The sequence below is a fragment of the Aliidiomarina sedimenti genome (assembly GCF_003986955.1).
Taxonomy (GTDB): Bacteria; Pseudomonadota; Gammaproteobacteria; order Enterobacterales; family Alteromonadaceae; genus Aliidiomarina; species Aliidiomarina sedimenti.
Map to the genome: position 1 here is coordinate 238,285 of NZ_PIPN01000003.1, position 23,820 is coordinate 262,104.

Annotated in this window: 25 protein-coding genes; 21 read left to right on the plus strand and 4 right to left on the minus strand. The window is 53.2% G+C overall.

All coding sequences use genetic code 11. The features are described 5' to 3' along the window. The 9 genes from CWE12_RS08110 (at position 1) to CWE12_RS08150 (ending at position 7,790) form a co-directional block, all read left to right on the plus strand. Positions 1 to 753, plus strand: a complete 753-nt coding sequence (locus CWE12_RS08110; RefSeq protein ID WP_126789195.1) for a heme ABC transporter permease — start codon at positions 1 to 3, stop codon at positions 751 to 753. After that, positions 754 to 978 (plus strand): heme exporter protein CcmD, encoded by a 225-nt coding sequence (ccmD, locus tag CWE12_RS08115; RefSeq protein WP_126789196.1) that lies wholly within the window; start codon positions 754 to 756, stop codon positions 976 to 978. A gap of 24 nt (positions 979 to 1,002) precedes the next feature. Continuing rightward, entirely contained in the window at positions 1,003 to 1,509 is a 507-nt protein-coding gene (ccmE, locus tag CWE12_RS08120) for a cytochrome c maturation protein CcmE (protein ID WP_126789197.1), read from the plus strand. Beyond that, on the plus strand, positions 1,506 to 3,485 hold the full coding sequence (locus CWE12_RS08125; RefSeq protein ID WP_126789198.1) for a heme lyase CcmF/NrfE family subunit: 1,980 nt from the start codon (positions 1,506 to 1,508) through the stop codon (positions 3,483 to 3,485). The genes ccmE and CWE12_RS08125 overlap by 4 nt, the downstream gene beginning before the upstream one ends. Next, positions 3,482 to 4,096 (plus strand): DsbE family thiol:disulfide interchange protein, encoded by a 615-nt coding sequence (locus CWE12_RS08130; RefSeq protein WP_126789199.1) that lies wholly within the window; start codon positions 3,482 to 3,484, stop codon positions 4,094 to 4,096. Before CWE12_RS08125 ends, CWE12_RS08130 begins: the two co-directional genes overlap by 4 nt. After that, positions 4,089 to 4,589, plus strand: coding sequence for a cytochrome c-type biogenesis protein (locus CWE12_RS08135; RefSeq protein ID WP_126789200.1), 501 nt, complete (start codon positions 4,089 to 4,091; stop codon positions 4,587 to 4,589). Before CWE12_RS08130 ends, CWE12_RS08135 begins: the two co-directional genes overlap by 8 nt. Continuing rightward, entirely contained in the window at positions 4,586 to 5,788 is a 1,203-nt protein-coding gene (gene ccmI / locus CWE12_RS08140; protein WP_126789201.1) for a c-type cytochrome biogenesis protein CcmI, read from the plus strand. Before CWE12_RS08135 ends, ccmI begins: the two co-directional genes overlap by 4 nt. Next, positions 5,788 to 6,705, plus strand: a complete 918-nt coding sequence (locus CWE12_RS08145) for an MlaA family lipoprotein (protein WP_126789202.1) — start codon at positions 5,788 to 5,790, stop codon at positions 6,703 to 6,705. Before ccmI ends, CWE12_RS08145 begins: the two co-directional genes overlap by 1 nt. A gap of 83 nt (positions 6,706 to 6,788) precedes the next feature. Beyond that, positions 6,789 to 7,790, plus strand: coding sequence for a response regulator (locus tag CWE12_RS08150; protein ID WP_126789203.1), 1,002 nt, complete (start codon positions 6,789 to 6,791; stop codon positions 7,788 to 7,790). Here the strand turns inward: CWE12_RS08150 and CWE12_RS08155 are convergent. Beyond that, positions 7,759 to 8,157 (minus strand): DUF6170 family protein, encoded by a 399-nt coding sequence (locus CWE12_RS08155; protein WP_126789204.1) that lies wholly within the window; start codon positions 8,155 to 8,157, stop codon positions 7,759 to 7,761. The two genes, CWE12_RS08150 and CWE12_RS08155, sit on opposite strands and share 32 nt — an antisense overlap. 66 nt (positions 8,158 to 8,223) lie before the next feature. Between CWE12_RS08155 and galU the strand changes: the two genes are divergently transcribed. Beyond that, complete coding sequence (galU, locus tag CWE12_RS08160; protein WP_126789205.1) at positions 8,224 to 9,132, plus strand: UTP--glucose-1-phosphate uridylyltransferase GalU; 909 nt, start codon at positions 8,224 to 8,226, stop codon at positions 9,130 to 9,132. An 89-nt stretch (positions 9,133 to 9,221) separates the two neighbouring features. Here the strand turns inward: galU and CWE12_RS08165 are convergent, their stop codons facing one another. The 3 genes from CWE12_RS08165 to cmoA all read right to left on the minus strand — a co-directional run bounded on the left by CWE12_RS08165 (position 9,222) and on the right by cmoA (position 11,959). After that, on the minus strand, positions 9,222 to 10,145 hold the full coding sequence (locus CWE12_RS08165) for a LysR family transcriptional regulator (RefSeq protein WP_420836636.1): 924 nt from the start codon (positions 10,143 to 10,145) through the stop codon (positions 9,222 to 9,224). A 64-nt stretch (positions 10,146 to 10,209) separates the two neighbouring features. Further along, a complete protein-coding gene (cmoB, locus tag CWE12_RS08170; protein ID WP_126789207.1) occupies positions 10,210 to 11,187 on the minus strand; it encodes a tRNA 5-methoxyuridine(34)/uridine 5-oxyacetic acid(34) synthase CmoB in 978 nt (325 codons plus the stop codon). Further along, complete coding sequence (cmoA, locus tag CWE12_RS08175) at positions 11,180 to 11,959, minus strand: carboxy-S-adenosyl-L-methionine synthase CmoA (protein WP_126789208.1); 780 nt, start codon at positions 11,957 to 11,959, stop codon at positions 11,180 to 11,182. The genes cmoB and cmoA overlap by 8 nt, the downstream gene beginning before the upstream one ends. 80 nt (positions 11,960 to 12,039) lie before the next feature. On the opposite strand from cmoA, the gene CWE12_RS08180 reads away from it, so the two are divergent. From CWE12_RS08180 to tolB, 11 genes are all read left to right on the plus strand, one after another. Further along, positions 12,040 to 14,193 (plus strand): diguanylate cyclase domain-containing protein, encoded by a 2,154-nt coding sequence (locus CWE12_RS08180; RefSeq protein WP_126789209.1) that lies wholly within the window; start codon positions 12,040 to 12,042, stop codon positions 14,191 to 14,193. A gap of 86 nt (positions 14,194 to 14,279) precedes the next feature. Then, entirely contained in the window at positions 14,280 to 16,037 is a 1,758-nt protein-coding gene (gene aspS / locus CWE12_RS08185) for an aspartate--tRNA ligase (protein ID WP_126789210.1), read from the plus strand. A 145-nt stretch (positions 16,038 to 16,182) separates the two neighbouring features. After that, a complete protein-coding gene (locus CWE12_RS08190) occupies positions 16,183 to 16,920 on the plus strand; it encodes a YebC/PmpR family DNA-binding transcriptional regulator (protein WP_126789211.1) in 738 nt (245 codons plus the stop codon). Next, a complete protein-coding gene (gene ruvC, locus CWE12_RS08195) occupies positions 16,920 to 17,462 on the plus strand; it encodes a crossover junction endodeoxyribonuclease RuvC (protein WP_126789212.1) in 543 nt (180 codons plus the stop codon). Before CWE12_RS08190 ends, ruvC begins: the two co-directional genes overlap by 1 nt. A gap of 59 nt (positions 17,463 to 17,521) precedes the next feature. Further along, positions 17,522 to 18,133, plus strand: coding sequence for a Holliday junction branch migration protein RuvA (gene ruvA / locus CWE12_RS08200; protein ID WP_126789213.1), 612 nt, complete (start codon positions 17,522 to 17,524; stop codon positions 18,131 to 18,133). 139 nt (positions 18,134 to 18,272) lie between these two features. Then, positions 18,273 to 19,274, plus strand: a complete 1,002-nt coding sequence (gene ruvB / locus CWE12_RS08205; RefSeq protein ID WP_126789214.1) for a Holliday junction branch migration DNA helicase RuvB — start codon at positions 18,273 to 18,275, stop codon at positions 19,272 to 19,274. A gap of 591 nt (positions 19,275 to 19,865) precedes the next feature. Beyond that, the gene (gene ybgC / locus CWE12_RS08210) at positions 19,866 to 20,270 is read left to right on the plus strand and encodes a tol-pal system-associated acyl-CoA thioesterase (RefSeq protein WP_126789215.1); all 405 of its coding nucleotides are present in this window, start codon (positions 19,866 to 19,868) and stop codon (positions 20,268 to 20,270) included. Continuing rightward, positions 20,260 to 21,012, plus strand: coding sequence for a protein TolQ (gene tolQ / locus CWE12_RS08215; protein ID WP_126789216.1), 753 nt, complete (start codon positions 20,260 to 20,262; stop codon positions 21,010 to 21,012). The genes ybgC and tolQ overlap by 11 nt, the downstream gene beginning before the upstream one ends. Position 21,013: 1 nt before the next feature. Next, positions 21,014 to 21,448 carry a protein TolR gene (gene tolR / locus CWE12_RS08220; protein WP_126789217.1) on the plus strand — a complete coding sequence of 145 codons (435 nt, stop codon included), beginning with the start codon at positions 21,014 to 21,016 and terminating at the stop codon, positions 21,446 to 21,448. Beyond that, a complete protein-coding gene (tolA, locus tag CWE12_RS08225; protein ID WP_241984170.1) occupies positions 21,449 to 22,351 on the plus strand; it encodes a cell envelope integrity protein TolA in 903 nt (300 codons plus the stop codon). A gap of 17 nt (positions 22,352 to 22,368) precedes the next feature. After that, positions 22,369 to 23,739 carry a Tol-Pal system beta propeller repeat protein TolB gene (gene tolB / locus CWE12_RS08230; protein WP_126789218.1) on the plus strand — a complete coding sequence of 457 codons (1,371 nt, stop codon included), beginning with the start codon at positions 22,369 to 22,371 and terminating at the stop codon, positions 23,737 to 23,739. Positions 23,740 to 23,820 lie beyond the last annotated feature (81 nt).

Consider the following 23,820-nt stretch of genomic DNA (forward strand, 5'->3'; position numbering starts at 1 on the left):
ATGTGGCGTTGGTTACACCCCTATGCAAAACCTGAGGCGACCTATCGTCTGAACAAAAAACTGCTGCCGTGGTTTGCCTGGCCGGGCGTTGTTCTGCTAGCGGTGGGGCTGGTCTGGGGGCTGGTATTTGCCCCTGCCGACTATCAGCAGGGCGACAGTTACCGGATTATTTTCATTCACGTGCCAAGCGCGATGTGGGCGATGGGCTTTTATGTCGGCATGGCTGTGGCGGCTTTGATTGCTGTGGTATGGCAGATCCGCACCGCCGAATGGGCGCTGATGGCGATTGCCCCGGTGGGCGCGGTGCTGACCTTCATATCGCTGTTCACCGGTGCTATCTGGGGCCACCCGATGTGGGGGACCTGGTGGATTTGGGATGCGCGACTGACTTCGCAACTGATTCTGCTGTTTTTGTATCTTGGGGTGATGGCGTTGTACGTGGCATTCGAAGATCAGCGTACCGGCGCTAAGGCGGCCGGTATTCTTGCGATGGTCGGGGTGATTAATATTCCCATCATCCACTACTCCGTATACTGGTGGAATACGCTGCACCAGGGGTCGACGATTACCCAGATGGTGACCCGGCTGGAAGCCCCTACTATGCCAGCGGAGATGCTGTGGCCGCTGTTGGTGAACCTGTTTGGGTTCCTCGGTGTCTGTGCAGCGCTGGTTATCATGCGCCTGAATAATGAAATTCTACGCCGCGAAGTACGGCGGCCATGGGCTATCGCTATTCTCAAAGGAGGTCAGTAAATGGGACACTTTGACAGCTTCGCCGAATTTTTGGCTATGGGCGGGTACGCCGCGTATGTCTGGAGTGCCTTCGCTGCAACTTTTTTCTGTCTCGGCATACTAACCTGGCACACCCTCTATGTACGTAAAGCACTGCGTCGCGAAGCACTGAAACAACTGGCACGCATTGAACGAATTGAGAAAGCCCGGGCGGCAAAGGCTGCCCGCGCTACCCGTAACGATTAAATTTAGCCACTGAAGATGTAGCATATGAACCCAAGACGTAAACGCCGCCTGACTATGGTCAGTATCATTCTGGTGACACTGGCCGCAGCGACCGGGCTGGTGCTCTATGCACTGTCACAGAACATCGATTTATTTTATACCCCGACCGAGCTGGTGGAAGGCAAAGGTGCGGCTCAGGTTAAACCTGAGGTTGGCCAGCGCCTGCGCGTCGGCGGGCTGGTGGTGCCGGGCAGTGTAGAACGGATTGATGACGGTTTGACGATTGCCTTTGATCTGATTGACGAAGGGCCGGCGCAGATTACGGTGGAATACACCGGTATTCTGCCGGACCTGTTTCGCGAAGGGCAGGGGATTGTTGCGCAGGGCGAGTTGATTTCATCAACCCGGATCCGTGCCAGCGAGGTGTTAGCCAAACACGACGAGGAGTATATGCCGCCGGAACTTGCTAAAGCACTGAAAGGTATTGAGCACGTGCCGCCAGCAAATCAACAGCAGGAAGAGAGCGACAATGGCTCAGGGGGATACGAATGATCGCTGAAATTGGACATTTTTCACTGGTCATTGCCTGTGCGTTCTCGCTCTTGCTGACTGTGGTGCCCCTGACTGGAGTTGCACGCAGTCACGGCGGGCAAATGGCAATGGCGCGGCCACTTACCTATGGTATGTTCCTCTTCACTCTGATTTCGTTTATTGCCCTGTGCTGGGGCTTCCTGGTCAGCGATTTCAGTATTCTTAATGTGGCACAAAACTCCAATACCCAGCTACCTGCGATTTACAAACTAACCGCAGTGTGGGGCTCTCATGAAGGCTCGTTCCTGCTGTGGATGTTGATTCAGGCCGGCTGGGCGGCTGCACTGGCATTGTTCTCCAAACGTTTGCCGCTGGTTTTTGCCGCCCGGGTACTGGCGGTAATGGGGATGATAGGGGTCGGCTTCTACTTCTTTATGCTGCTGACCTCGAATCCGTTTGACCGCACCATTCCAATGATCCCAGTGGATGGCCACGACCTTAATCCGCTGTTGCAGGACCCCGGCATGATCATTCATCCGCCGTTGCTGTACATGGGCTATGTCGGATTTTCCGTGGCCTTCGCTTTTGCTATCGCCGCGCTGTTAGGCGGACGACTGGATGCGTCCTGGGCGCGCTGGTCACGTCCGTGGACCATTGCGGCCTGGATATTTCTGACCGTGGGCATCGCCCTGGGTAGCTGGTGGGCGTATTACGAACTCGGCTGGGGTGGCTGGTGGTTCTGGGATCCGGTAGAAAACGCGTCCTTCATGCCGTGGCTGGCCGGTACCGCATTGATGCATTCGCTGGCGGTTTCGGAAAAACGCGGTAGTTTTAAATCCTGGACCGTGTTGCTGGCGATTGCTGCGTTTAGTTTAAGTTTACTCGGCACCTTTCTGGTCCGCTCCGGGGTCTTGGTGTCGGTGCATGCGTTTGCTACTGATCCGGCCCGGGGTACCTTTTTGCTCGGGTTCCTTGGTGTGGTCATTGGCGGCTCGTTGCTGCTGTATGCGTTACGCGCCTCGAAAGTGGTCAGTTACTCGCGTTACGAATTATTTTCCCGCGAGGTGATGCTACTGGGTAACAATGTGCTGCTGGTGGTAGCGACCATGGTGGTTCTGCTCGGCACCTTACTACCTCTGGTGCATCAGGAATTGGGTTTAGGCTCAATATCAATCGGCGAACCCTTCTTTGACCAGGTCTTTATGTGGCTGACGATACCCTTCGCTCTTATGGTCGGCCTTGGGCCGCTGGTGCGCTGGCGGCGACAAAAGTGGGCCGATATTCAAAAATCGGTGTTGCTGGCCTTTACGCTCGCGGTACTGTTGGGATGGGCTCTGCCGGCTATCTTTGCAGAACGGGTTAGCGGACTGGCGGTATTAGGTCTGTTGCTGGCATTGTGGATTGTGTTTGCCTCTGTCGCTGAAATCAAAATGCGCATCGCGCAGCGGGATAACATTCTGAGCAGCCTGGTTAAACTGGGTCCGAGTCACTGGGGTATGGTGCTTGGCCATTTGGGCTTCGCGGTGACGCTGATCGGCATAACCATGGTGCAAAACTATGAAGTGGAGCGCGACGTGCGCCTGTCTCCGGGACAAAGTTATAGCGAACATGGCTATACCTTCCACTTCGAGGAGTTACGGGCCATCGAGGGGCCGAATTATCATAGCGATAAAGCGGTAATCCACATTACCCGTAATGAACGCGACGTTGAAACCCTGTTTACCGAGAAACGCTTTTACAATGTGCGCCGCCAGGTAATGACTCAAACCGGGCTCCAGGTTGGCTTTTTCCGTGACCTCTACATTGCCCTTGGCGATGAGCTTGGCGATGGCAGCTACGCATTTCGTATTCACTATAAACCCTTCGTACGTTGGATCTGGGCGGGTGCTTTAATTATGGCGCTCGGTGGTGCCTTGTCGATTTCTGATAAGCGCTATCGACTAAAAAGGCAGTCGGCACGGGTTATGGGACAAACATCGAAAGGGACGCCGCTATGAACCAGAAACTTAAAACGCTGATTTTTCTGTTACCGCTGTTGGCGTTTCTTGGCCTGGCGGGCTTCCTGTACAGTGGCCTGTTCTCGGATCCGAGCAAGCTGGAGTCTGTATTAGTCGGGCGCGAAGTGCCGCCTTTTGAATTACCGGATTTGTATAATCCGGACCAGACTCATGACCAGAGTATTCTGGGTGGTGAGCCCATGCTGCTAAACGTGTGGGCGACCTGGTGCCCGACCTGCTATGCCGAGCATACCTTTTTGAATACGTTGCGCGAAGAGGGGGTCTATATTATCGGTCTGAATTACAAAGATGACTCCCGTGCCGCCGCAGTCAACTGGTTACAGGAACTGGATGATCCTTATCAAATCAATCTGTTTGACCAAACCGGCATGCTGGCGTTGGATCTTGGCGTCTATGGCGCGCCGGAAACCTATGTGATTGACGCCGATGGCATTATCTTACACCGCCATGTGGGTGATATGAACGAGCGGGTCTGGCAGCAAACGGTCGCGCCAATATTCTACCGCGCGCGCTTACAGGCCGGTCTCAGCGTGCCTGAAGCGTACCGTCATTTAGCTCGCGACAGTGAGCAGGGAGGCATTGATGAGTAAAGCACTATCATGGTTGAGCCTGCTTGCCTTGCTAAGCTGGACCTTGTTCGCTGTATCCGCGGCAAGCGCCAGTGGTGAAACCTATACTTTCGAAACCGACGCCCAGGAGCGTCAGTATCGCCAGCTAATTAACGAGCTGCGCTGCCCTAAATGTCAGAATCAGACGATTGCTGATTCCGATGCGCCGCTGGCTCAGGACCTTCGCGAACGGGTTTATCAGATGACGATGGAAGGGCAGAGCCGCGGCGAGATTATCGAGTTTATGCGCGTGCGCTACGGTGATTTTGTGCATTATAAGCCGCCGCTGAATGCCAGTACGCTGGTGCTTTGGCTCGGTCCGGCGGCGGTTTTGATTATCGGGGTGCTAACCATTGTGGTGATGGCGAAGCGGCAAAAGAAAGCACTGAACCTGTCGGTGCAGGAACAGCAGCGGTTGGATGCATTGCTGAAAGAAGAGCAAAGCGACGAGCAATCTGAGGAGCAACGCCGATGATGTGGTATGCAATATTAGCGGCGCTATTAATGGTCGCAGTTTTGATCCTGGTGTGGGTGCGACGTCAGCAGAGCGCCGCCTATAGTATTCAGGCGTCAAACCGAACCCTGTACGAAGCCCGTCGGCGTGAACTTGAGAGCGAGCGTAATGAAGGCACTCTGAGCGAGAGCGATTATGACCATGCGTTGCTCGAGTTGCAGAAGAGCTTTGTTGCGGAGAACGACGATGACGAGAAGCCGGTGCGCGAAGAAGCCGCCAATATGTGGTTGCCAGCAGGTTTACTGGTGGCGCTGGTACTGGTGTTGTACTTCGTGGTTGGCGACAGCTGGAAACTGCAACGCCAGGCGGACGACGCCATGCTGGCACTACCTGAATTAAGCGAGCGTATTCTTGGTAACGGCAGCGAACAGCCGAGTATGGAAGAAGTCGAAACCTTCGCCTTGGGGCTGCGCCAACGGCTTGACCAACAGCCGGACGCAGGCGCCTGGCTGTTGTACGGACGGGTGATGATGCAGATGCGGGAAATTGAGCAGGCTATCGAAGCCTATGAGCGCTCATTGCTACTTGATCCAAATCGCACTGCAACTCTTATTACCCATGCGCAGGCCCTGATTATGATGGGCAGTGACAATGATCTGGCGCGTGCGGCTGGCAATATCCGTCAGGTCCTTGACGAGGACGCGATGAATGCAGAAGCGCTCGGTTTATTAGGCGTGGTCGCCTTTGAACGTGGTGACTACGCCCAGGCCAGGCAAGCCTGGGAGATCACGCTGCAGTTGCTGGATAGTAATGACCCGCGCTATGCCGCCATTGAGGCTTCCCTGGATCAGGTCGAAACACGACTGTCCGGCGATTTGGTGTATCTGACCGTTACCGTCGATATTAGTGAAACCTTGCGCAATGAAATGCCACCCCAGGCCAACCTGTTCGTGTTTGTTCGCGACCCGGACGGTAGCAGGGCCCCGGCAGCGGTTATTCGGCAGCCAGTTAGTGACTTTCCGGTCACTTTGACATTAACTGAAAATGACGCCATGGTAGACGGCCACACACTGGTAACCATCGAAAGTTGGCTGGTTAGTGCGCGTCTGACGACAGCGGAAACCATCGAAATTGGTCCTGGCGTTATGGAAGCACGCCCACGTTTATTGGAAACTGAGTCAGGTCAGCAAGTTAACCTGACGATTACTGAGATGCATTAATGAAACACAAGACGTTCTGGTCTTTTTGGCTGGTACCTGCACTGGTTCTGACCCTTTCTGCCTGCTCTGGCACGCCCACTGAGGAGGCTGCTGACAACGCAGTAACTGCCGACAGCACTGAAGAGGACACCCCGCAACCAGATGATGCTGGTGAACCGGAGTTTGACTTCAGCGATGATCGCGACCCCTGGGAAGAGTTCAACCGCAGGATGTGGAGTTTCAATCGCAATATTCTTGACCCATTTTTTGTGACTCCAGCGGCAACGGGCTGGTCCTATATTCCTAAGCCGGTGCGCAGCGGTCTGTATAACATGACCGAAAACCTGACAGAACCTGGCTCAGTGGTGAATAACGTGCTGCAGGGTAAAGGCAAGTCATCGGCAGTGAGTGTAGGACGTTTCGTTCTTAATAGCACTATTGGTCTGCTTGGCTTCTTTGATGTCGCCACCCCGATGGGACTTGAGCAGGATAAAGAAAGCTTTGGCGAAACCCTGGCCGTTTGGGGTAGCCCGGATGGGCCCTATATTATGTTGCCGGGCATCGGGCCCACCGTGGTGGTCGATCGTGGTGGTGACTTTGTCGATGACCTGTACTCGCCAACCAATTATTTTAACTTCTACGTAAGCCTGGCGCGCTATGCTATCCGGGGCCTGGAGCAGCGTCTGGAAGTCAGAGAACTGGAACCTATGCTGGAAAGCTCACTGGACGAATACGCGTTTGTACGTGACGTCTATTTTTCCTACTGGCGGGACAAAGTCTATGATGGTGAACCGCCGCGTGAAGATCGCTGGGACCAGGATCTGGACGACTGGGATAACTGGGAAGACGAAAGCTGGGCAGAGCATTCGGAGAGTGACGCAAGCTGGTCAGATCGGGAAGACGAGCAGGCCTGGCAAACGATTAAACGTGCAAACTGACAACAGGTGCAAATAGTTGTATTGACGAATAGGCAATGCTGAATAATCATTAACCCTAAAGTATGAGCAAAGCGGAGGCGTAGATGCTCAATACACGGGTACTTTTGATTGAAGATGATCTGATTTTTCAGCAGCTCGTCGAGCGTTTTCTTGAACAGCGCGGATATCAGGTCACCTGTGCAGATGACGGTGAGCAGGGCTGGAACTTAGTACAACAAGGCGAGTTCGATATTGTGCTGTGCGATCTGAATCTGCCGGGGCTTGGTGGGCTTGAGGTTCTTGAGCGCCTGTTACACAGCTATGCGCAGTTGCCGGTGATCGTTATATCAGCGTCGGAACGGATGTCGGACATCCGCGAGGCAGTGCGCCTGGGCGCCTGGGACTATCTGGTGAAGCCAGTTGAACATCTGGAAACCCTGGATGTAGCGATTCAGAACTGCCTGCATCGTAACTCGCTGGAAGCGAGCTGGGAGCATGAGCGCTGGGAGCTCGATGACCATATCGATGTGCTCTTTGACAGCGATAAAATGTCGCAGCAATTGTCCGACGATCTGACTCCGCACGAACCTTTGCACATCGGACCGTTCGAAATAACTCACCATTTAGATGATCAGGATAGCGATGCAGTCTGGGTCGACTACCATCGTTTACCCGATAACAAAGCAATTGCGGTGATGGCCAATGCCCAGGCGTTGGCCGGTCAAAGTCTGCTATCGTTACTGGTACTTAAAACGATCTTTAACCCAATTGTCCGCGCCGCGACCACCAACCACCCGGAAATGCTGGCCAACCCCCATAAAATCTTAGAACGACTGAATGCTGAACTGTGCCATTCGAAAATGAAATCTGCTTTCGACATGGTCCTGCTCTGGCTCGACGGTGACAGTGGGGCAATTCACTGGGGCCACGCCGGTGACAGTCTGCGCATCAGTATGGACAGTAAACCAGACCTGGCATTAGGGATCTGGGCTCACGCGAGCTTCAAGGCTCACCATGGGCAGGTTGCCGATGAGGGCAAACTAAGCATCGGCAATGACCGCACCATGCTATCGATTATGCGCCCGGCGGCGGTGTCGGCGGCTTAGTGTCATCGTCCTCTCCAGTCGCAGCTGCCTGCTGTTGAAATTGCTCTGCTGCGTCCTTCAGATAAGGGCGTGCCAGGTTGAGCGTTAACGGGTGTAACAGCAGCGGATAGAACAAGCCAGCGGCGAGTAAGGCAAGAATGCGCAAGCCCCAGCCCTCTACTGTGACCAGCTGCCAGAACAGGGCCGCCAATACCAGCAGCTTCAGGAAGTTAGTCAGATAGCGTCGAGGGAGTGGCATAGTGCGTGCTGCTAACTGAATAATCTGCGCACGCCCGGTAGCCCGAAACGGAGCCAGCTCTGGGATTTTTCGGGCACTCCAGTACAATTTCATAATGACCTTGAGGTTGGCGAAGTTTGGCCTGATCATATCATTTTCGTCGCTGACAATGGTAAACTCTGACGCAGTGTATTATGACATTAAGGACAACGAAGCATGACGAAGACGTCAACCAATAAAGGCCAGAAAGTCAGTAAGGTCATCATTCCGGTAGCCGGACTTGGGACACGCATGCTACCCGCGACCAAAGCGATCCCAAAAGAGATGCTGCCGCTGGTTGATAAACCGCTTATTCAATACATAGTTAACGAATGCGCGGCGGCGGGTTTGACGGAAATTATCCTGGTCACCCATTCCAGTAAAAACTCGATAGAAAACCACTTTGATACCAGTTTCGAGCTGGAAGCGACCCTGGAAAGCCGCGTCAAGCGCCAGTTACTTGATGAAGTCCAGAGCATTTGCCCACCGGGCGTGACAATTATGCATGTCCGTCAGGGCGTGGCGAAAGGCCTTGGTCATGCGATTCTGACTGCTCGTCCTCTGGTTGGTGATGAACCTTTTGCGGTGGTCTTGCCGGACGTGCTGTTAGATGAGTCGACGGCCGATCTTAGCAAAGACAACATGGCCGAAATGGTGCAGAGCTTTGCTAAGCAGGGAGTAAGCCAGGTGATGGTGGAAAAGGTTCCGGCAGAACTGGTCAGCAACTATGGGGTTGCTGATATTGGTGGCGCGACGCTGCAGGCGGGTGAACAGGCGCCAATCAGTCAATTGGTAGAAAAGCCACCGGTTGATTCTGCGCCTTCAGATCTGGCTGTGGTCGGGCGTTATGTATTCACCCGCGAACTGTGGCCGTTATTGGCCGTGACGCCAGTTGGAGCCGGTGACGAAATTCAGTTAACGGATGCGATTGCGATGCTGTTAAATAAGCAGCAGGTTAATGCCTATTACATGAAGGGCAAAAGCCATGACTGTGGCAACAAGTTAGGCTACGCAATGGCATTTGTGGAGTATGCCAAACGCCATTCTGAACTCGGCGACGAGTTTAATGCATGGTTACAAGGGTAGCCTTAGCAGAAACTCAGGTCAGGCAAACCAACGTAAGAAGGGCAGGTTATTAACCTGCCCTTCTTACGTTCTGAGGCCGGGAAACTAGTCTACGACAGTGACCCGGCCAGCACTTCAGGGGATAGATTCGAACTGCGGCTTTCGAGGAGTTTATCCGCTAACAGCTTGGCACAGGGGCCGGTTTTTTCGCCTTTTGGCAGAACCAGATACAGTAAGCCACTGCGATGTGAACTACCGTCAATGGTGAGTCGGGTTAACTCGCCACGACTGACCGATTCTTCGGACATATAGGTTGGCAACCAGCAAAAGCCCAGACCACTTTTAATCAGGCGCAGCGCCTCGTCAAAATGACTGACTGTCCAGCGCTGCTCCGCTTTCAGCCAGCCTGAGGTTTCGCTCGGTTTGCTGGCGGTGTCGCGAATGACAACCTGCAAATGATTGAGTAAATCGGACTGTTTAATTGGCTGAGGTAATTTGGCCAGTTCGTGTTGTGGGTGACATACCAGCTCCATGCGAAACTCAGCAAAGGGTTCGCCGAGTACACCTTTGGGAAGGTGGTGGGTAATCACCACATCCGCGCTCTGCTCGACAATTTGTTCCAGCGTACCGGTCAGCACTGTATCATCAATGATCAGGCGGCTGCCGCGGCTTTCACGGTTAAAGTCAGCGAAAATAGGGAGTAATGGTGAGCGGTTACAGACCATTTCGACGGCCAGGCGAACCTCGGGTTCCCAGCCAAAATGAAGATTGTCAGCAAGCTGTTCGAGCTCGGTGACGGTTTGGGTAAGCTGGCGCGAACGGCGCAACATCACTTCCCCAATTTCGGTAAGGTAGGCCTTTCGACCCCGCACTTCGAGTAGTTGAACTCCAAGCACCTGCTGTAGCTTAGCCACCGCGTGATTTAATGATGACTGGCTTTTATTTAGCTGTTCCGCTGCATGAGCATAGCCGCCAAAATCGACAACGGCTTGCAATATGCGCCACTGCTCTACTGTGGTTTTGGGTCTGTAAATGCTCACTATAAAATCCTTACACATCCTGAATCGGAGGCTTTAACACAGCCCACAGAGATGGAATTTAGATTCTGCGAGCTGTAATGACCGCACGCAATGGTGCGGGGTAACCTTCAATAGTCTTAGAACGGTCATTTGGATCAAGAAAATCGCAAAGAGATTGGTTTTCCATCCACTCCGTTGGCCGTTGTTCCTCGGTTGTTGTGGTATTTAAATCGACCACCTCGATGTCCTTAAAACCGCTCCGACGCAACCATAAACACAGTGCGTCAGTGCTTGGCAGAAACCAGACATTGCGCATCTGCGCGTAGCGATTCTCGGGCATCAGGACGGTGTATTTGTCACCTTCTACAACCAGGGTTTCCAGTACTAGCTGACCTCCCGGGCGTAGTTGTTGCCAACATTGCTTAAGGAAATCGACAGGAGAGCGACGATGGTACAAGACGCCCATAGTAAAAACTGTATCAAAAACTTGTAATGTTGGTAGCTCATCCACCCCTAAAGGTAGCAGTTCCACGTCATTTGCGAGATTAATTGGCGCATATTTTTGGATCGCTTTGAATTGCATCAGAAAAAGTTGACTCGGATCGATCCCGATTGCCATTTTCGCGCCCGCCTGTTTCATGCGCCACAGATGGTATCCGCTGCCGCAACCAATATCCAGCACGTAGCGTCCGGCTAAATCGTCAAGGTGAGGAAGTACTCGCTGCCACTTGAGGTCAGAGCGCCATTCGGTATCGATATTTAATCCGAATAAATCGAAAGGACCTTTGCGCCAGGGTTTAAATTGCTTCAGCAATGCTTCCAGTTTGGCGCGTTGTCCGCTGCTCAGATCGTCGGGTTCGCCAAAGCGTATGACAGCGTCCAGAGAGACACTGGACGCCGTGGCATCAGGCAGGGTATTCAGGGTCTTAAGCCATTTAGCGAAGTCACCATGCAATTGTTCTGTTTGCCAACGATGAACCTCAGCCGGCAGCGTACGCAGCCACGGAGCCAGAGGACTGGTCGCGAGACGTGCGTAAAACGGGCCGTAATCAATCATGGGTGTCCTTGGTTGGGTCAGGTTTGATAGCGAAGATCGAGCAGAAATTGTAGCAACGGTACCATGCCTGAGCGTGACTAAAGCCAACGCGCTGCAAACGATCGAGATGTTCAGACAGGCTATTCAACTGCATAACGTTCTCAATAGCAGCGCGTTTTTGGCTTATTTCAAGTTCGCTGTAACCATTGTCGCGCTTGAACTCATGATGAAGGTCAATCAGCAGATCGTTGCAACGGCTGTCTTCGTCGCGCACCTTCTCTGACAGTATTAACACACCGCCCGGTATGAGCGCCTGATAAAGGCGGTTGAGCAACGCTTCGCGTTGCGCGGGCTGAATAAACTGCAGCGTGAAATTCAGTACCACCACCGAGCATGGCTGATAGTCCTGATTAAGGATATCGCCGAGCCGTATTTCGACCGGTGTCTCACCACGAAACGCATCGACGTGCTTGCGACAGCGCTCGACCATGGCCGTGGAGCTGTCGATGCCAACAATCAGGCTATTTGCGGCGGGATTGTTTTGCTTCATCGCCAGCGTTGCTGCCCCAAGTGAACAGCCTAAGTCGTAGAGCAGGGTGTCTGGCTGGGCAAAGCGTGCTGTAAGTCGGCCGATACCATGAATGATGGTCGCATAACCGGGAACCGACCGGTTGATCATATCGGGAAATACGTCCGCTACGCGTTCGTCAAAGCTGAAATCCTGGATCTCAGCATGGGGCTGGGCATAGATAGCGTCGTGATTTGTTACTTTTTTGTTTGCAGTATCAGTCATAGTGGTGAGAAAATAAGCCTCATTGAATGAGCTGAATTGTAACTGATGCGGCGCTTGGCAACCAGTTGAGAAGAACGTTAATGAGAAAACAAGTGCGTCGGGGATTGATTTGGCTAATGCTGGCGCTGCTCCTTCAGATGGGGGCAGCCCATGCTACACCCACTGACACCACCATACGAATTGCGGTCGAAGCAGGCAAACCACCGTATACCCAGTTACTCAGGGATATTACCCTGGTCGGCGCGGAGCAGTCTGCCCTTGAGGTAGAGCTGTATGTGTTGCCGGGTGCGGACTTCCGTCACGCGTTGACTGCCCCTGGTGACACTCAGATCGACTGGTTCGCCGGGGTACGGCAAAGTGAGATTGAGCAACACGGATTTGTCGCCGGACCGGTATTGCTGGAAGAAGCGATTTATATTTTCAGTCGTCGCAGCATGCCCGATGTTGCTGATCTCGGTCATGCGTCCGGGTATGTGTTAGGGGTCGTTGCTGAAAGTAGTGCTGCAGGCTGGATAAGCGAGCATCATGCAGACCAGAGCACACGCCGTTTTGCCGATGCAGAGTCGATGCTTGAAGCTGCACTGGCGGGCGAACTGCATGTCTTCCTGGCCAGCCATTTTGACCTCAGCGAACAGAGGCAGTTAAGCGAGCTGCTGACACAGTTTCCGCTCGATCGTCGGGTTCAGCTTTTCAGTGAACCGCGCTATTTAGCCGCACGCCATGCTGATACGCGACTCGCTATGATCCAGTCGGCATTGGAATTCTCCAGTACCGAGCAATTACGCTTGCTCCACGTCCGGGCCAATAGTGGCCTGACAGGGTTAGTCTCGGTGCAGTTGGATGAACTAATCTGGCTTGATCAACAGGAACACATCCGGGTTGGTGTGCCGGATGACTCTACGCCTGTCCTCTATTTTAACCGGCATGGTGAAGCAGTGGGTCTGGATGCTGATTTTCTTGGCCTGATTGAATCGCGAACACCGCTCAGTTTTAACTATGTGGGCTGTGGTACCTGGGAACAGTGCATTGAGGCGCTGGCGCGCCGCGAGATTGATGTGCTGAGCTTTCTAAGCGACACCGCAGAACGTCGTGACTTTGCCGTATTTACCTCCGTTTACTGGGAAACACCCTGGGCCCTGGCTTCCAGCGACGCCAACCCGGTCGATGCCAATGACCTCGATGAACTGCAGGGTAAAACCCTGGCCTTGACCCGGGGCTATGTGAACAATGCCGAGATAGCGCAAACAGAGGGCATTAAGGTGGTACTGGTTGATGCGCCGGGTCAGGGGCTGCAGGCAGTGCTTGAGGGGAAAGCAGATGCCTATATGGACAGCCTGCCGTTACTGGTTGAGCGAATGCGGGAACAGCATACCGGAACCTTGCATTTGTCTATTCTGCGCGACTACCCCGGTGATCAGGTTAATTTTGCGGTGCGTAAGGACTGGCCAGTACTGCGTGACGTGATGCAGCGTGCGGTTGATACCCTGACCTATGATGATCGCGCAGCGATCACCGAGCGCTGGTTTGATGTGCAATATCAGGAAGATCTTAGCTTTGAGAGCATGCGACGCTGGTTGATTTGGGGCGGATTGATTTTTGTTGCCGTGGTCGCTGCCTTTTGGTTCTGGAACAGTCAGCTCCGCCGTGAAGTGCGACGTCGCATGCGCGCCGAGCGACGAATGCGTTATCTCGCTCGTCACGACGAACTGACTGGATTACCGAATCGCCATTTATTACGTGACAGTCTGCAGCAGACGCTCGCCAGTCATCAGCGTTACCGACGGCAGTTTGCATTGTTATTTCTTGATTTGGATGGCTTTAAGGCAATCAATGACGAACTTGGTCATGACATAGGTGACGAATTGCTCAAACAAGTGGCGTCGCGTTTGCGTAAAAACCTGCGCAAACAGGATATTTTGTGTCGGTTTGGTGGCGACGAGTTTGTTGTGGTGCTGACTGAGCAACACTCGGCACAGCAAAGCACGCAGGTGGCTGAAAAACTGGTCACGCTGATAGTCGAACCTTACCAGTTAAAAGACAGTCGCGGCCATGGGGTAACAGCTGAGGTGAGCGTGAGTATAGGCGTTGCGATGTATCCGCAGCATGGAGACGATGCAGCCACCTTAATGCGCCGTGCAGATAAAGCGATGTATGAGGTGAAAAGCCAGGGTAAAAATGGGGTGATGCTGGTGGCAGGGAATGGCGATGCGCGGCCCGCGAAGGATGACATTTAGGCGCAGTCCGATATACTATGCGCCTACTTTGAAACCCTTATCGCAGCTTGCGATACATCGCCATATAAAAGACAGGAACTATCAGCATGCGCAGCCATTATTGTGGACAAGTCAATGAAACCCTGAGCGGACAAAATGTCACTTTAGCCGGATGGGTTAACCGCCGTCGTGATCTCGGTGGTGTTATCTTCATTGATATGCGTGATCGTGAAGGCATTGTGCAGGTGGTATTTGACCCGCAGCAGGCAGCTGCGATTGAGCATGCCGACAGCCTGCGCCAGGAATTCTGCATTCAAATCCAGGGTAACGTGAAAGAGCGCCCTGCCAGCCAGGTCAATGACAGCATGAAAACCGGTAAGGTCGAAGTGATTGCCACTGAACTGACCATTTTAAGCCGTTCCGAGCCGCTGCCCATCGACTTTAACAGTGAAGTCAGCGAAGAGCAGCGTCTGCGTTATCGCTACATCGACTTACGTCGCCCGCTGATGAATGAACGTCTGCAGTTTCGTGCCCGTGTTGCCAGCTCAGTGCGTCGCTTCCTCGATGACAATCAGTTTTTAGACATTGAAACGCCCATGCTGACCCGGGCGACCCCGGAAGGCGCGCGTGACTACCTGGTACCGAGCCGCACTCACAAAGGCAAATTCTTTGCCTTGCCGCAGTCGCCACAGCTGTTTAAGCAGTTACTGATGATGTCCGGTTTTGATCGGTACTATCAGATCGTTAAGTGCTTCCGTGACGAAGACTTACGCGCCGACCGTCAGCCAGAGTTTACCCAAATTGATATCGAAACCTCGTTCATGAGCGCGGAACAAGTGCGTGAGGTGACCGAGAAACTGGTGCGTAAGCTGTTCAACGACATGCTTGAGGTTGAGCTTGGTGATTTCCCCAGCATGCCCTACAGCGAAGCCATGCGCCGCTTCGGTTCAGATAAACCTGACTTGCGTAACCCGCTGGAGCTGGTTGATGTGGCGGACATCCTCAAAGATGTCGAGTTTAAAGTATTTGCCGGGCCGGCAAACGATCCGAAAGGGCGTGTTGCGGTGATTAAGGTTCCGGGCGCTGCGACTAAGTTAAGCCGCAAAAACATTGATGAATATGGCAAATTTGTCGAAATCTACGGTGCTAAAGGCCTTGCCTGGTTGAAAGTGAACGACGTGGCAGCTGGCCGCGAAGGGCTGCAGTCACCGATCCTGAAATTCCTACCGGATGATGCGGTTGAAGCATTGCTGAAGCGGGTCGATGCGCAAAATGACGATATTTTGTTCTTCGGTGCCGACAATGGCGTTGTAGTGTCTGAAGCGTTAGGCGCGTTGCGTCTCAAGCTGGGTGAAGACTTAGGCCTGGTTGAAGATGGCTGGCGCCCACTATGGGTGGTCGACTTCCCTATGTTTGAAGCCACTGACGAGGGCCTGTTTGCGCTGCATCATCCGTTCACTGCCCCAGTCGGAGTGAATGCCGAAGAGCTGGAAGCAAACCCGGAAGGCACCCTGTCCAATGCCTATGACATGGTGCTGAACGGTGTCGAGGTCGGCGGTGGTTCAGTGCGTATTCATGAGCAACACATGCAGGCTGCGGTATTCCGTATTCTTGGCATCAGCGATGAAGAAGCGCGCGAAAAATTTGGCTTCTTATTAGATGCACTGAAATATGGCACGCCACCCCACGCGGGACTCGCTTTCGGCTTGGACCGTCTGGTAATGCTAATGGTAGGGGCCACGTCCATTCGCGACGTCATTGCCTTCCCCAAAACCACCACCGCAGCGTGTCCGTTGACCGATGCCCCGGGCTTCGCCAACCCGGATGCGCTTGCTGAGCTGGGTGTGCAACTGAAGAAAGATTAGGGCCGAGGCCTGGCCGCTGGCTTTTGTGGGGGAGGTATATACCTTGATGGGGACGCCGTGAATACGTCCCTGGCAAAGTACCTGTCAACCGCCATCCAAAGCCAGCCGAAGCCGAAACTCTTAACGTCACAACGAGGAGGTACGCATGGCGGGTCACTCGAAATGGGCCAATATTAAACATCGCAAGGCGGCGCAGGATGCTAAGCGCGGCAAGATTTTTACCAAACTCATCCGTGAGTTGACGGTGGCTGCCCGTGAAGGCGGAGCTGATCCAGAGACCAACCCCCGCTTGCGCGCCGCTATCGATAAATCACTGTCGAATAATATGAAGCGCGACACCATTGATAACGCGGTCAAACGCGGCGCCGGTGAACTCGACGGCGATGCCGTTGAAGAACTGACGTACGAGGGCTACAGCCCAGGTGGTGCCGCGATTATGGTGTTCTGCATGACCGACAACCGCAACCGTACAGTGTCTGATGTGCGCCATGCGTTTACCAAGCTGGGCGGTAATTTAGGGACCGACGGGTCAGTTGCGTATTTATTCAGTAAGCGTGGCGTGATCAGTTTTGCGCCCGGCGCCGCGGAAGAGAAAGTTATCGAAGCGGCTCTGGAAGGCGGCGCCGACGACGTGCAAACCTATGAGGACGGTTCGCTTGATGTGTTTTGTGAACCCGAGCTGTTTGGTGCGGTAAAAGATGCCTTAGATGCGGCTGGTCTTACCGCTGACAATGCGGAAGTAACCCAGGTGCCGTCGACCAAAGCGGAGCTTAATGATGAGGATGGCGTGCGCTGCGCGAAACTGATTGATGCGTTAGAAGACCTCGACGATGTGCAGGATGTTTACCACAACGCTGAATTACCTGAGAGTGCCTGGGACTAATGGCCATTGTACTGGGGATTGACCCGGGTTCACGCTTAACAGGCTATGGTTTAGTCCAGCAGCATGGGCGTACGTTGACGTATCTGGGGAGTGGCTGCATCCGGGTGGTGCGGGCAGGGTCCGCAGACGAAGAACGAACGCTGGCAGAACGGTTACGCATCATTCATGATGGGGTTAGCGAATTAATTACGCAGTTTCAGCCGGATGAATTTGCTATCGAGCAAGTGTTTATGGCGCGCAACCCTGACTCCGCACTTAAGCTTGGGCAGGCGCGAGGCGCTGCAATCGTTGCTGCGGCACGGCATGACCTGGTCGTGGCCGAGTATTCAGCGCGACAGATAAAACAATCGGTGGTGGGTAGTGGTGCGGCAGATAAAACCCAGGTCCAGCATATGGTGATGCAAATGCTGAAATTGCCGAAACGGCCACAAGCCGATGCGGCGGATGCGCTGGCTGTGGCGATTTGCCATTGTCATACCCGGCAAAGCCTGGTTTCAATGGCGGGTGCTGCGCGGAAAACGGTTCGGGGCAGGCTGCGTTAGATGTCTTTGCGCTGCCAGTCATTTGTACCGAGATCAGGACCGAGAGGACAGGATAAATTATGATAGGCCGTATTCAGGGCATTATTATCTACAAGCAGGCCCCCGACCTACTGGTCGATGTGCAAGGGGTTGGCTACGAAATTCAGTTGCCGATGACCTGTTTCTTTGAGTTACCAGCGGTCGGCAGCGAGGTCAGTTTGTGGACCCATTTTGTGGTGCGCGAGGATGCCCAGCTGCTGTATGGTTTTAACAGCATGAACGAGCGGGCGTTGTTCCGGCAACTGATCAAAGCGCAGGGCGTGGGTCCGAAGATGGCACTGGCGATTATGTCCGGAATGTCAGCCAATCAGTTTGTGGCCAGCGTACAGCAAGGTGATGTCTCGACATTGGTGAAAATTCCCGGTGTCGGCAAAAAAACCGCTGAGCGTTTGGTGGTGGAAATGCGTGACCGGCTAAAAGACTTCGCTGGCACCAGTCCGCTGGAAAACGGCGGGCAGAGCCCGGAACCGGCAATGATGGTGGCGATGGATAATCCACTGGACGATGCGTTAAGCGCCTTGCTGGCGCTCGGCTATAAGCCCGCTCACGCAGAAAAAGCTGTGAAAAAAGTGGCCACCGCCGATATGGATTCAGAAGCCATCATCCGCCAGGCGCTAAAATCGATGGTATAACCATACCTCCAATGATTAAGCGCACATTCAATGATCGAGCGCGGGGCTTGATCATTGAATTGGTCTCTTGCAAGTGATGCCAATTCAACATTCAAGCCCCGCGCTTGAATGTTGAATAGTAGCGCAACAGGACATTCAGATGATTGAAGCAGATCGCATGATACAGGCATCGGCAACCAACGAAGATGAGTTGATTGACCGCGCTATCCGGCCCAAGATGCTGGCGGATTATACCGGCCAGAAGCATGTGGTCGAGCAAATGAGTATCTATATCGAGGCGGCTCGCAAGCGCTCAGATGCGTTGGATCATGTGTTGATTTTTGGTCCGCCGGGCCTCGGTAAGACGACGCTGGCCAATATCATTGCCAACGAAATGGATGTAGCAATTAAGCAGACGTCCGGCCCGGTACTGGAAAAGGCGGGTGATTTAGCGGCTCTGTTGACCAATCTTGAAGAGAACGATGTTCTTTTCATTGATGAAATCCACCGTTTAAGCCCGGTGGTGGAAGAAATTCTTTATCCGGCGATGGAAGACTATCAGCTCGATATAATGATTGGTGAAGGCCCCGCAGCCCGTTCAATTAAGCTTGATCTGCCGCCGTTTACTCTGGTTGGTGCAACTACCCGTGCTGGTGCATTAACCTCGCCGCTGCGCGACCGCTTTGGCATTGTGCAGCGACTGGAATTTTATTCGGTAGAGGAACTGACCACTATTGTGCGCCGCTCCGCAGACTTTCTGAATTTGAATATGGATCAGCAGGGAGCCCATGAGGTAGCAGCGCGGTCACGGGGTACACCGCGAATTGCCAATCGTTTGCTACGCCGGGTGCGCGATTACGCAGAAGTACGTGCGGACGGTATTATCAACGTTGAGGTGGCGTCCGCAGCGCTGGATATGGTCGATGTCGACAAAGCTGGTTTTGACTACATGGACCGCAAGCTGATTCTGGCTATCATTGAGAAGTTTATGGGTGGACCGGTGGGGCTGGATAACCTGGCCGCCGCTATAGGTGAAGAGAAAGACACTATAGAAGATGTGCTGGAACCGTTTTTGATTCAGCAGGGCTTTGTGCAGCGCACACCGCGCGGACGGATTGCAACCAATCACGCGTACCGCCACTTCGGCCTGACAAAATCATAAAATTCAATAAAGGCGAGCGCGGGGCTTGAACGTTGAATTTGCCCTTTGCGATTAGCCTGATTCAACGTTCAAGCCCCGCGCTGGAATGTTGAATGGAGGAATGGTAAACAAAAAAAAGCCCGCTCAATGAGCGGGCAAAAACAACAACAAGGAGGAATAAATCCAGGGAACTACGTAAGAGATACGACAACAATCTCTTAAAAACAGGTGTTTTGGCTTGTTTCCAGTGTTAACCCCCAAAACATGTGCGTATTATAACCGTGGGCAGACCAGTTTCAAACGAGAATTAACCCACCTTCGGATTACTTAAATTAATCTGTTAGTGGCTTGTTGAGATTGTTTATTAACCAATTAAACGTCGGTAATTTTGTTAATTCGTTGATTTATAATGATTAGTTTGTAGCTGACTAAAAATAAAACGATAAATAAAAGTCTGGAAAGCACAAAGCGTTAACAATCGACAACAGAAAACCGTTTTAAAGCCGTATTTACGTAGTTTTTACGCCGATACCGAGCTTTGAAGGTGCCTTTAAATTGGTCTCCAGGCCAGGTTATAGTAAATTAACGCAAATTAACGTTAGGGGGCTCGGTGTGAGCGAATTTAGCTGGCCTGTTCGGGTTTATTATGAAGACACAGATGCGGGCGGCATTGTGTACTACGCCAATTATCTGAAGTTTTGCGAGCGGGCGCGTACTGAATGGCTACGTGAGCTGGGTGTTGAACAGGATGGTTGGCTGGGCGAAGGGACTGCCTTTGTGGTACGCCACGTGGATATGGATTTAAAAGCGCCGGCGCGCTTTAACGATTTGCTCAGTGTGCGTACCCTGGTGACTGATGTAAAACGAGCCAGCGTGCGTTTTGAACAGCAAATTTTTAATCAGCATGAGCAACTATTATGTAGCGCTCACGTCAAAGCGGCGTGTGTGAATATTCATCTTATGAAGCCGGTGGCTATTCCGGCAGCGATAGCAGAGGTAATTAAGCGTGGAACATGAATTGTCAATTTGGGATCTGCTGTTAGAGGCAAGCTTACTGGTACAGGCAGTGATGGTGCTGCTGGTGCTGATGTCAGTTGTTTCTTGGGCAATTATTTTCCAGCGCCGCAAACTGATTAACAGTACCGCGACGGAAACGGTTAAGTTTGAAGACCGTTTCTGGTCGGGGGTGGATCTGGCCCGTCTGTATAAAGAGCTTTCTGCTAAGGGTGCTAACCTGCTTGGGCTGGAACGGATCTTCCATGGCGGATTTCGTGAATTCGCGCGCTTGCGCGGGAACCCTAATGCGGACGCGCTAACCGTTCTGGCTGGGGCTCAGCGTTCCATGCGGGTGGCCCACTCACGGGAAATCGAGAAGCTGGAAACTCACTTGACCTGGCTTGCTACCATAGGTTCGATTAGCCCCTATGTTGGCTTGTTCGGCACCGTGTGGGGGATCATGAACGCCTTTACCTCGCTCGGCAGTGTGCAACAGGCAACGCTGGCAATGGTCGCACCGGATATCGCAGAAGCCCTGATTGCCACCGCGCTTGGTCTGTTTGCCGCGATTCCTGCGGTGGTCGCTTACAACCGGTTTAGTTACCGGGTTGAATTGCTCGACTCAGCCTACATCAACTTTATGGAAGAATTTTCCGGCATTCTCCAGCGGCAGACCCTGAATAATAGTAATGGTGGGGCTGGTAGTACGGCGGCAACGGCAACCTCAGCAAGTTCTGCGACAGCCAGTCAAGACGGAGCCTGATATGCAGCAAGTCTTTCCTAGCCGGCGCAAGCGCCGTGCGGTAGCGGAAATTAACGTGGTACCCTACATCGATGTTATGTTGGTGTTGTTAATCATTTTTATGATCACGGCGCCGTTACTGAGCCAGGGGGTTGACGTAGATTTGCCGCAGGCAGAAGCGCAGGCGATTGAATCAGACGATATGCAGCCACTGGTGGCGTCGGTCGACGCTGAAGGCCGTTATTACCTGAACATCGGTGATAGTTCAGAGGAACCTATGTCGGCGGTTGACCTTGCAACGCTGGTCGCTGCTCACTTGCAGCTGGAACCGGAAACACCGGTCGTGGTGCGCGGTGATGGCGCGGTCCCTTATGCGGACGTGGTTCAGTTAATGGTAGTGCTGCAACGTGCGGGTGCCGGTTCAGTGGGTTTAATGACGCGATCTCCGGAGAATTAAGTGGCGAAACAGGCAGAAGCGGTGAAAACAGGCATGAAGACCGCATTGGTTAAGGCGCTCGCTGTGCATGTTGGGTTGCTTTTGATTTTTGTGGTCGGGGCTAACTTTGAGTTTTGGCAGAGTGACCGTCAGCCACAAATGGCAACGCCGGAAGTAGATATTGTTCAGGCAACGGCGGTGGACCAGGCTCAGGTTGATGCCCAGGCACAGCGTATTCGCGAGCAACGTGAAGCCGCCCAGAGAGCGGAAGAGCAGCGGGTGGCAGAAATAGAACGCCGCGCGCAGGAAGCTGAGCAGCGCCGTCAGCAGGAAGAAGCGCAGGCGCAGCGCGCTCGCGAGCAGGCACAACGTGAACGGGCAGAAGCTGAGGCTGAAGCCCAGCGTTTGCGTGAACAGGCGGAAGCCGAAGAGCGCCGAGCTGAAGAAGCAGCGGAGCGACGTGCGCAAGAAGAAGCGGCTGCAGAAGAACGCCGTCGTGCTGAAGAAGCCGAGCGTCAGCGTCAGGAAGAAGAACGCCAACGGCGGGAAGCGGAAGAGCAACAACGCGCGGAACGTGAGCGCCAATTGCAGGAAGAGTTGGCAGAAGAGCGCGCACGACGCGAATCGGCCCGTCAGCAACGGGTGCTGAGCGAAGTTGAGCGTTACCAGGCGTTGATACGTCAGACTATTCAACGCAATTTGCTGGTTGATTCTTCGATGCGCGGACAGTCCTGTGTGTTGGTTATTAGTCTTGCACGCAGCGGTTTTGTGACCAATGTGCAGATCGATGAAGGCGACCGCGCAGTGTGTGAAGCCGGCCGGGCAGCGGCCTTGCGTGCTGGTACCCTGCCAGTTTCAGAAGATGCCGAAGTGTATCAAGAAATGAGTGAAATCCGCCTGCGGATTGAGCCTGAATTTAACTAAGAGGTGTGAAAGCACAAATGAAACACATACGCGTATACACCTTTTTGGTGTTGACCACCTTGCTGACCGGCTTCGGGCTACAAAGTCCGTCTGCCCATGCAGCCTTAGAGATCGTAATTACCGAAGGTATCGACAGCGCACGCCCGGTGGCGGTCGTTCCGTTTGAGTGGCGTGGTAATGGTGAAGCGCCCTATGATTTTACCGAGGTAATAGCGGCAGATTTACGCCGCAGCGGCCGATTTAATCCGATTGCAGTTGATGACATGCCGGGCCAGCCGACCAGTGATGCGGATGTGGATTACTCCGCCTGGGCGCGTTCCGGGGTTGAAGCGATTCTGGTCGGCCATGTGGAGTCGCAGGGTATTGGTCGCTACCGGGTAAGTTACGAGCTTATTGATGTATTGCGTGGACAAATTACCGGTGGCGGGTCGCAAAGCCTGCAAAATGGCGAATTAGTCCATAGTCAGGATCATATTATCGAATCACGCTCGTCGGTGGTGAATGACGGCCAGTTCCGCCAGTACGCGCATCGTATCTCTGATGTGGTGTATGAAGCACTGACTGGCGAGCGTGGCGCCTTTATGACACGTATCGCGTATGTCATCGTGGAACCTGATGCGGATTTGCCCTATCAACTGGTAGTGGCAGATTACGATGGTCATAACGAGCGCACTTTGCTGCGTTCACCGCAGCCGTTGATGTCGCCCTCATGGTCCCCGGATGGCAGCAAGCTTGCCTATGTTAGCTTCGAGAACCGCCGTTCAGAAATTTATATTCAGGACATTTATAGCACCGAGCGCCGCCAGGTCACGTCGTTCCCAGCGATTAACGGAAATCCTGTTTTTTCGCCAGATGGCAAGCGTCTTGCAATGGTCTTGTCGAAAGACGGTCAGCCTGATATTTATGTACTTGATTTGGAAACAGATCGCCTGACCAGAGTGACAGAGCACTGGCGAATTGATACCGAACCAAGCTGGGTACCTGATGGCTCGGGGCTGGTTTTTACCTCAGAGCGGGGTGGACGCGCACAGGTGTATCACGTCGATGTACGTAGCCGTAACGTGCGCCGCCTGACCTTTGAGGGTGAATCAAACCTGGGCGCGTCGGTGACACCGGATGGTCGCCATTTAATTATGGTAAACCGTACTAACGGTCGTTATCATATTGCAAAGCAGGATTTTCCGTCTGGGCGGAATTTTCAGGTTCTAACGGAAACGCAGTTGGACGAGTCGCCGAGTTTGGCGCCGAACGGAAGTATGATTATATATAGTACAAAGTATCGTAATCGACAGGTACTTGCGTTAGTGTCAACTGATGGTCGTTTCCGAGCTCGAATTCCTTCGCGAGAAGGGGAAGTAAAGGCACCGGCCTGGTCGCCATTTATATAAACAGGCTATTTCGATGGCAATGTTTGCGTCGGTTCGTTGACGGTCAAGCTGAGCCTATGGTTAAAAACTTAAGGATATAAC

Excerpts from the sequence above, each read along its gene's own strand:
- CWE12_RS08110 (WP_126789195.1), top strand. The coding sequence starts at position 1 with ATGTGGCGTTGGTTACACCCCTATGCAAAACCTGAGGCGACCTATCGT.
- ccmD (WP_126789196.1), top strand. The coding sequence starts at position 754 with ATGGGACACTTTGACAGCTTCGCCGAATTTTTGGCTATGGGCGGGTAC.
- ccmE (WP_126789197.1), top strand. The coding sequence starts at position 1,003 with ATGAACCCAAGACGTAAACGCCGCCTGACTATGGTCAGTATCATTCTG.
- CWE12_RS08125 (WP_126789198.1), top strand. The coding sequence starts at position 1,506 with ATGATCGCTGAAATTGGACATTTTTCACTGGTCATTGCCTGTGCGTTC.
- CWE12_RS08130 (WP_126789199.1), top strand. The coding sequence starts at position 3,482 with ATGAACCAGAAACTTAAAACGCTGATTTTTCTGTTACCGCTGTTGGCG.
- CWE12_RS08135 (WP_126789200.1), top strand. The coding sequence starts at position 4,089 with ATGAGTAAAGCACTATCATGGTTGAGCCTGCTTGCCTTGCTAAGCTGG.
- ccmI (WP_126789201.1), top strand. The coding sequence starts at position 4,586 with ATGATGTGGTATGCAATATTAGCGGCGCTATTAATGGTCGCAGTTTTG.
- CWE12_RS08145 (WP_126789202.1), top strand. The coding sequence starts at position 5,788 with ATGAAACACAAGACGTTCTGGTCTTTTTGGCTGGTACCTGCACTGGTT.
- CWE12_RS08150 (WP_126789203.1), top strand. The coding sequence starts at position 6,789 with ATGCTCAATACACGGGTACTTTTGATTGAAGATGATCTGATTTTTCAG.
- CWE12_RS08155 (WP_126789204.1), bottom strand. The coding sequence starts at position 8,157 with ATGATCAGGCCAAACTTCGCCAACCTCAAGGTCATTATGAAATTGTAC.
- galU (WP_126789205.1), top strand. The coding sequence starts at position 8,224 with ATGACGAAGACGTCAACCAATAAAGGCCAGAAAGTCAGTAAGGTCATC.
- cmoB (WP_126789207.1), bottom strand. The coding sequence starts at position 11,187 with ATGATTGATTACGGCCCGTTTTACGCACGTCTCGCGACCAGTCCTCTG.
- cmoA (WP_126789208.1), bottom strand. The coding sequence starts at position 11,959 with ATGACTGATACTGCAAACAAAAAAGTAACAAATCACGACGCTATCTAT.
- CWE12_RS08180 (WP_126789209.1), top strand. The coding sequence starts at position 12,040 with ATGAGAAAACAAGTGCGTCGGGGATTGATTTGGCTAATGCTGGCGCTG.
- aspS (WP_126789210.1), top strand. The coding sequence starts at position 14,280 with ATGCGCAGCCATTATTGTGGACAAGTCAATGAAACCCTGAGCGGACAA.
- CWE12_RS08190 (WP_126789211.1), top strand. The coding sequence starts at position 16,183 with ATGGCGGGTCACTCGAAATGGGCCAATATTAAACATCGCAAGGCGGCG.
- ruvC (WP_126789212.1), top strand. The coding sequence starts at position 16,920 with ATGGCCATTGTACTGGGGATTGACCCGGGTTCACGCTTAACAGGCTAT.
- ruvA (WP_126789213.1), top strand. The coding sequence starts at position 17,522 with ATGATAGGCCGTATTCAGGGCATTATTATCTACAAGCAGGCCCCCGAC.
- ruvB (WP_126789214.1), top strand. The coding sequence starts at position 18,273 with ATGATTGAAGCAGATCGCATGATACAGGCATCGGCAACCAACGAAGAT.
- tolR (WP_126789217.1), top strand. The coding sequence starts at position 21,014 with ATGCAGCAAGTCTTTCCTAGCCGGCGCAAGCGCCGTGCGGTAGCGGAA.
- tolB (WP_126789218.1), top strand. The coding sequence starts at position 22,369 with ATGAAACACATACGCGTATACACCTTTTTGGTGTTGACCACCTTGCTG.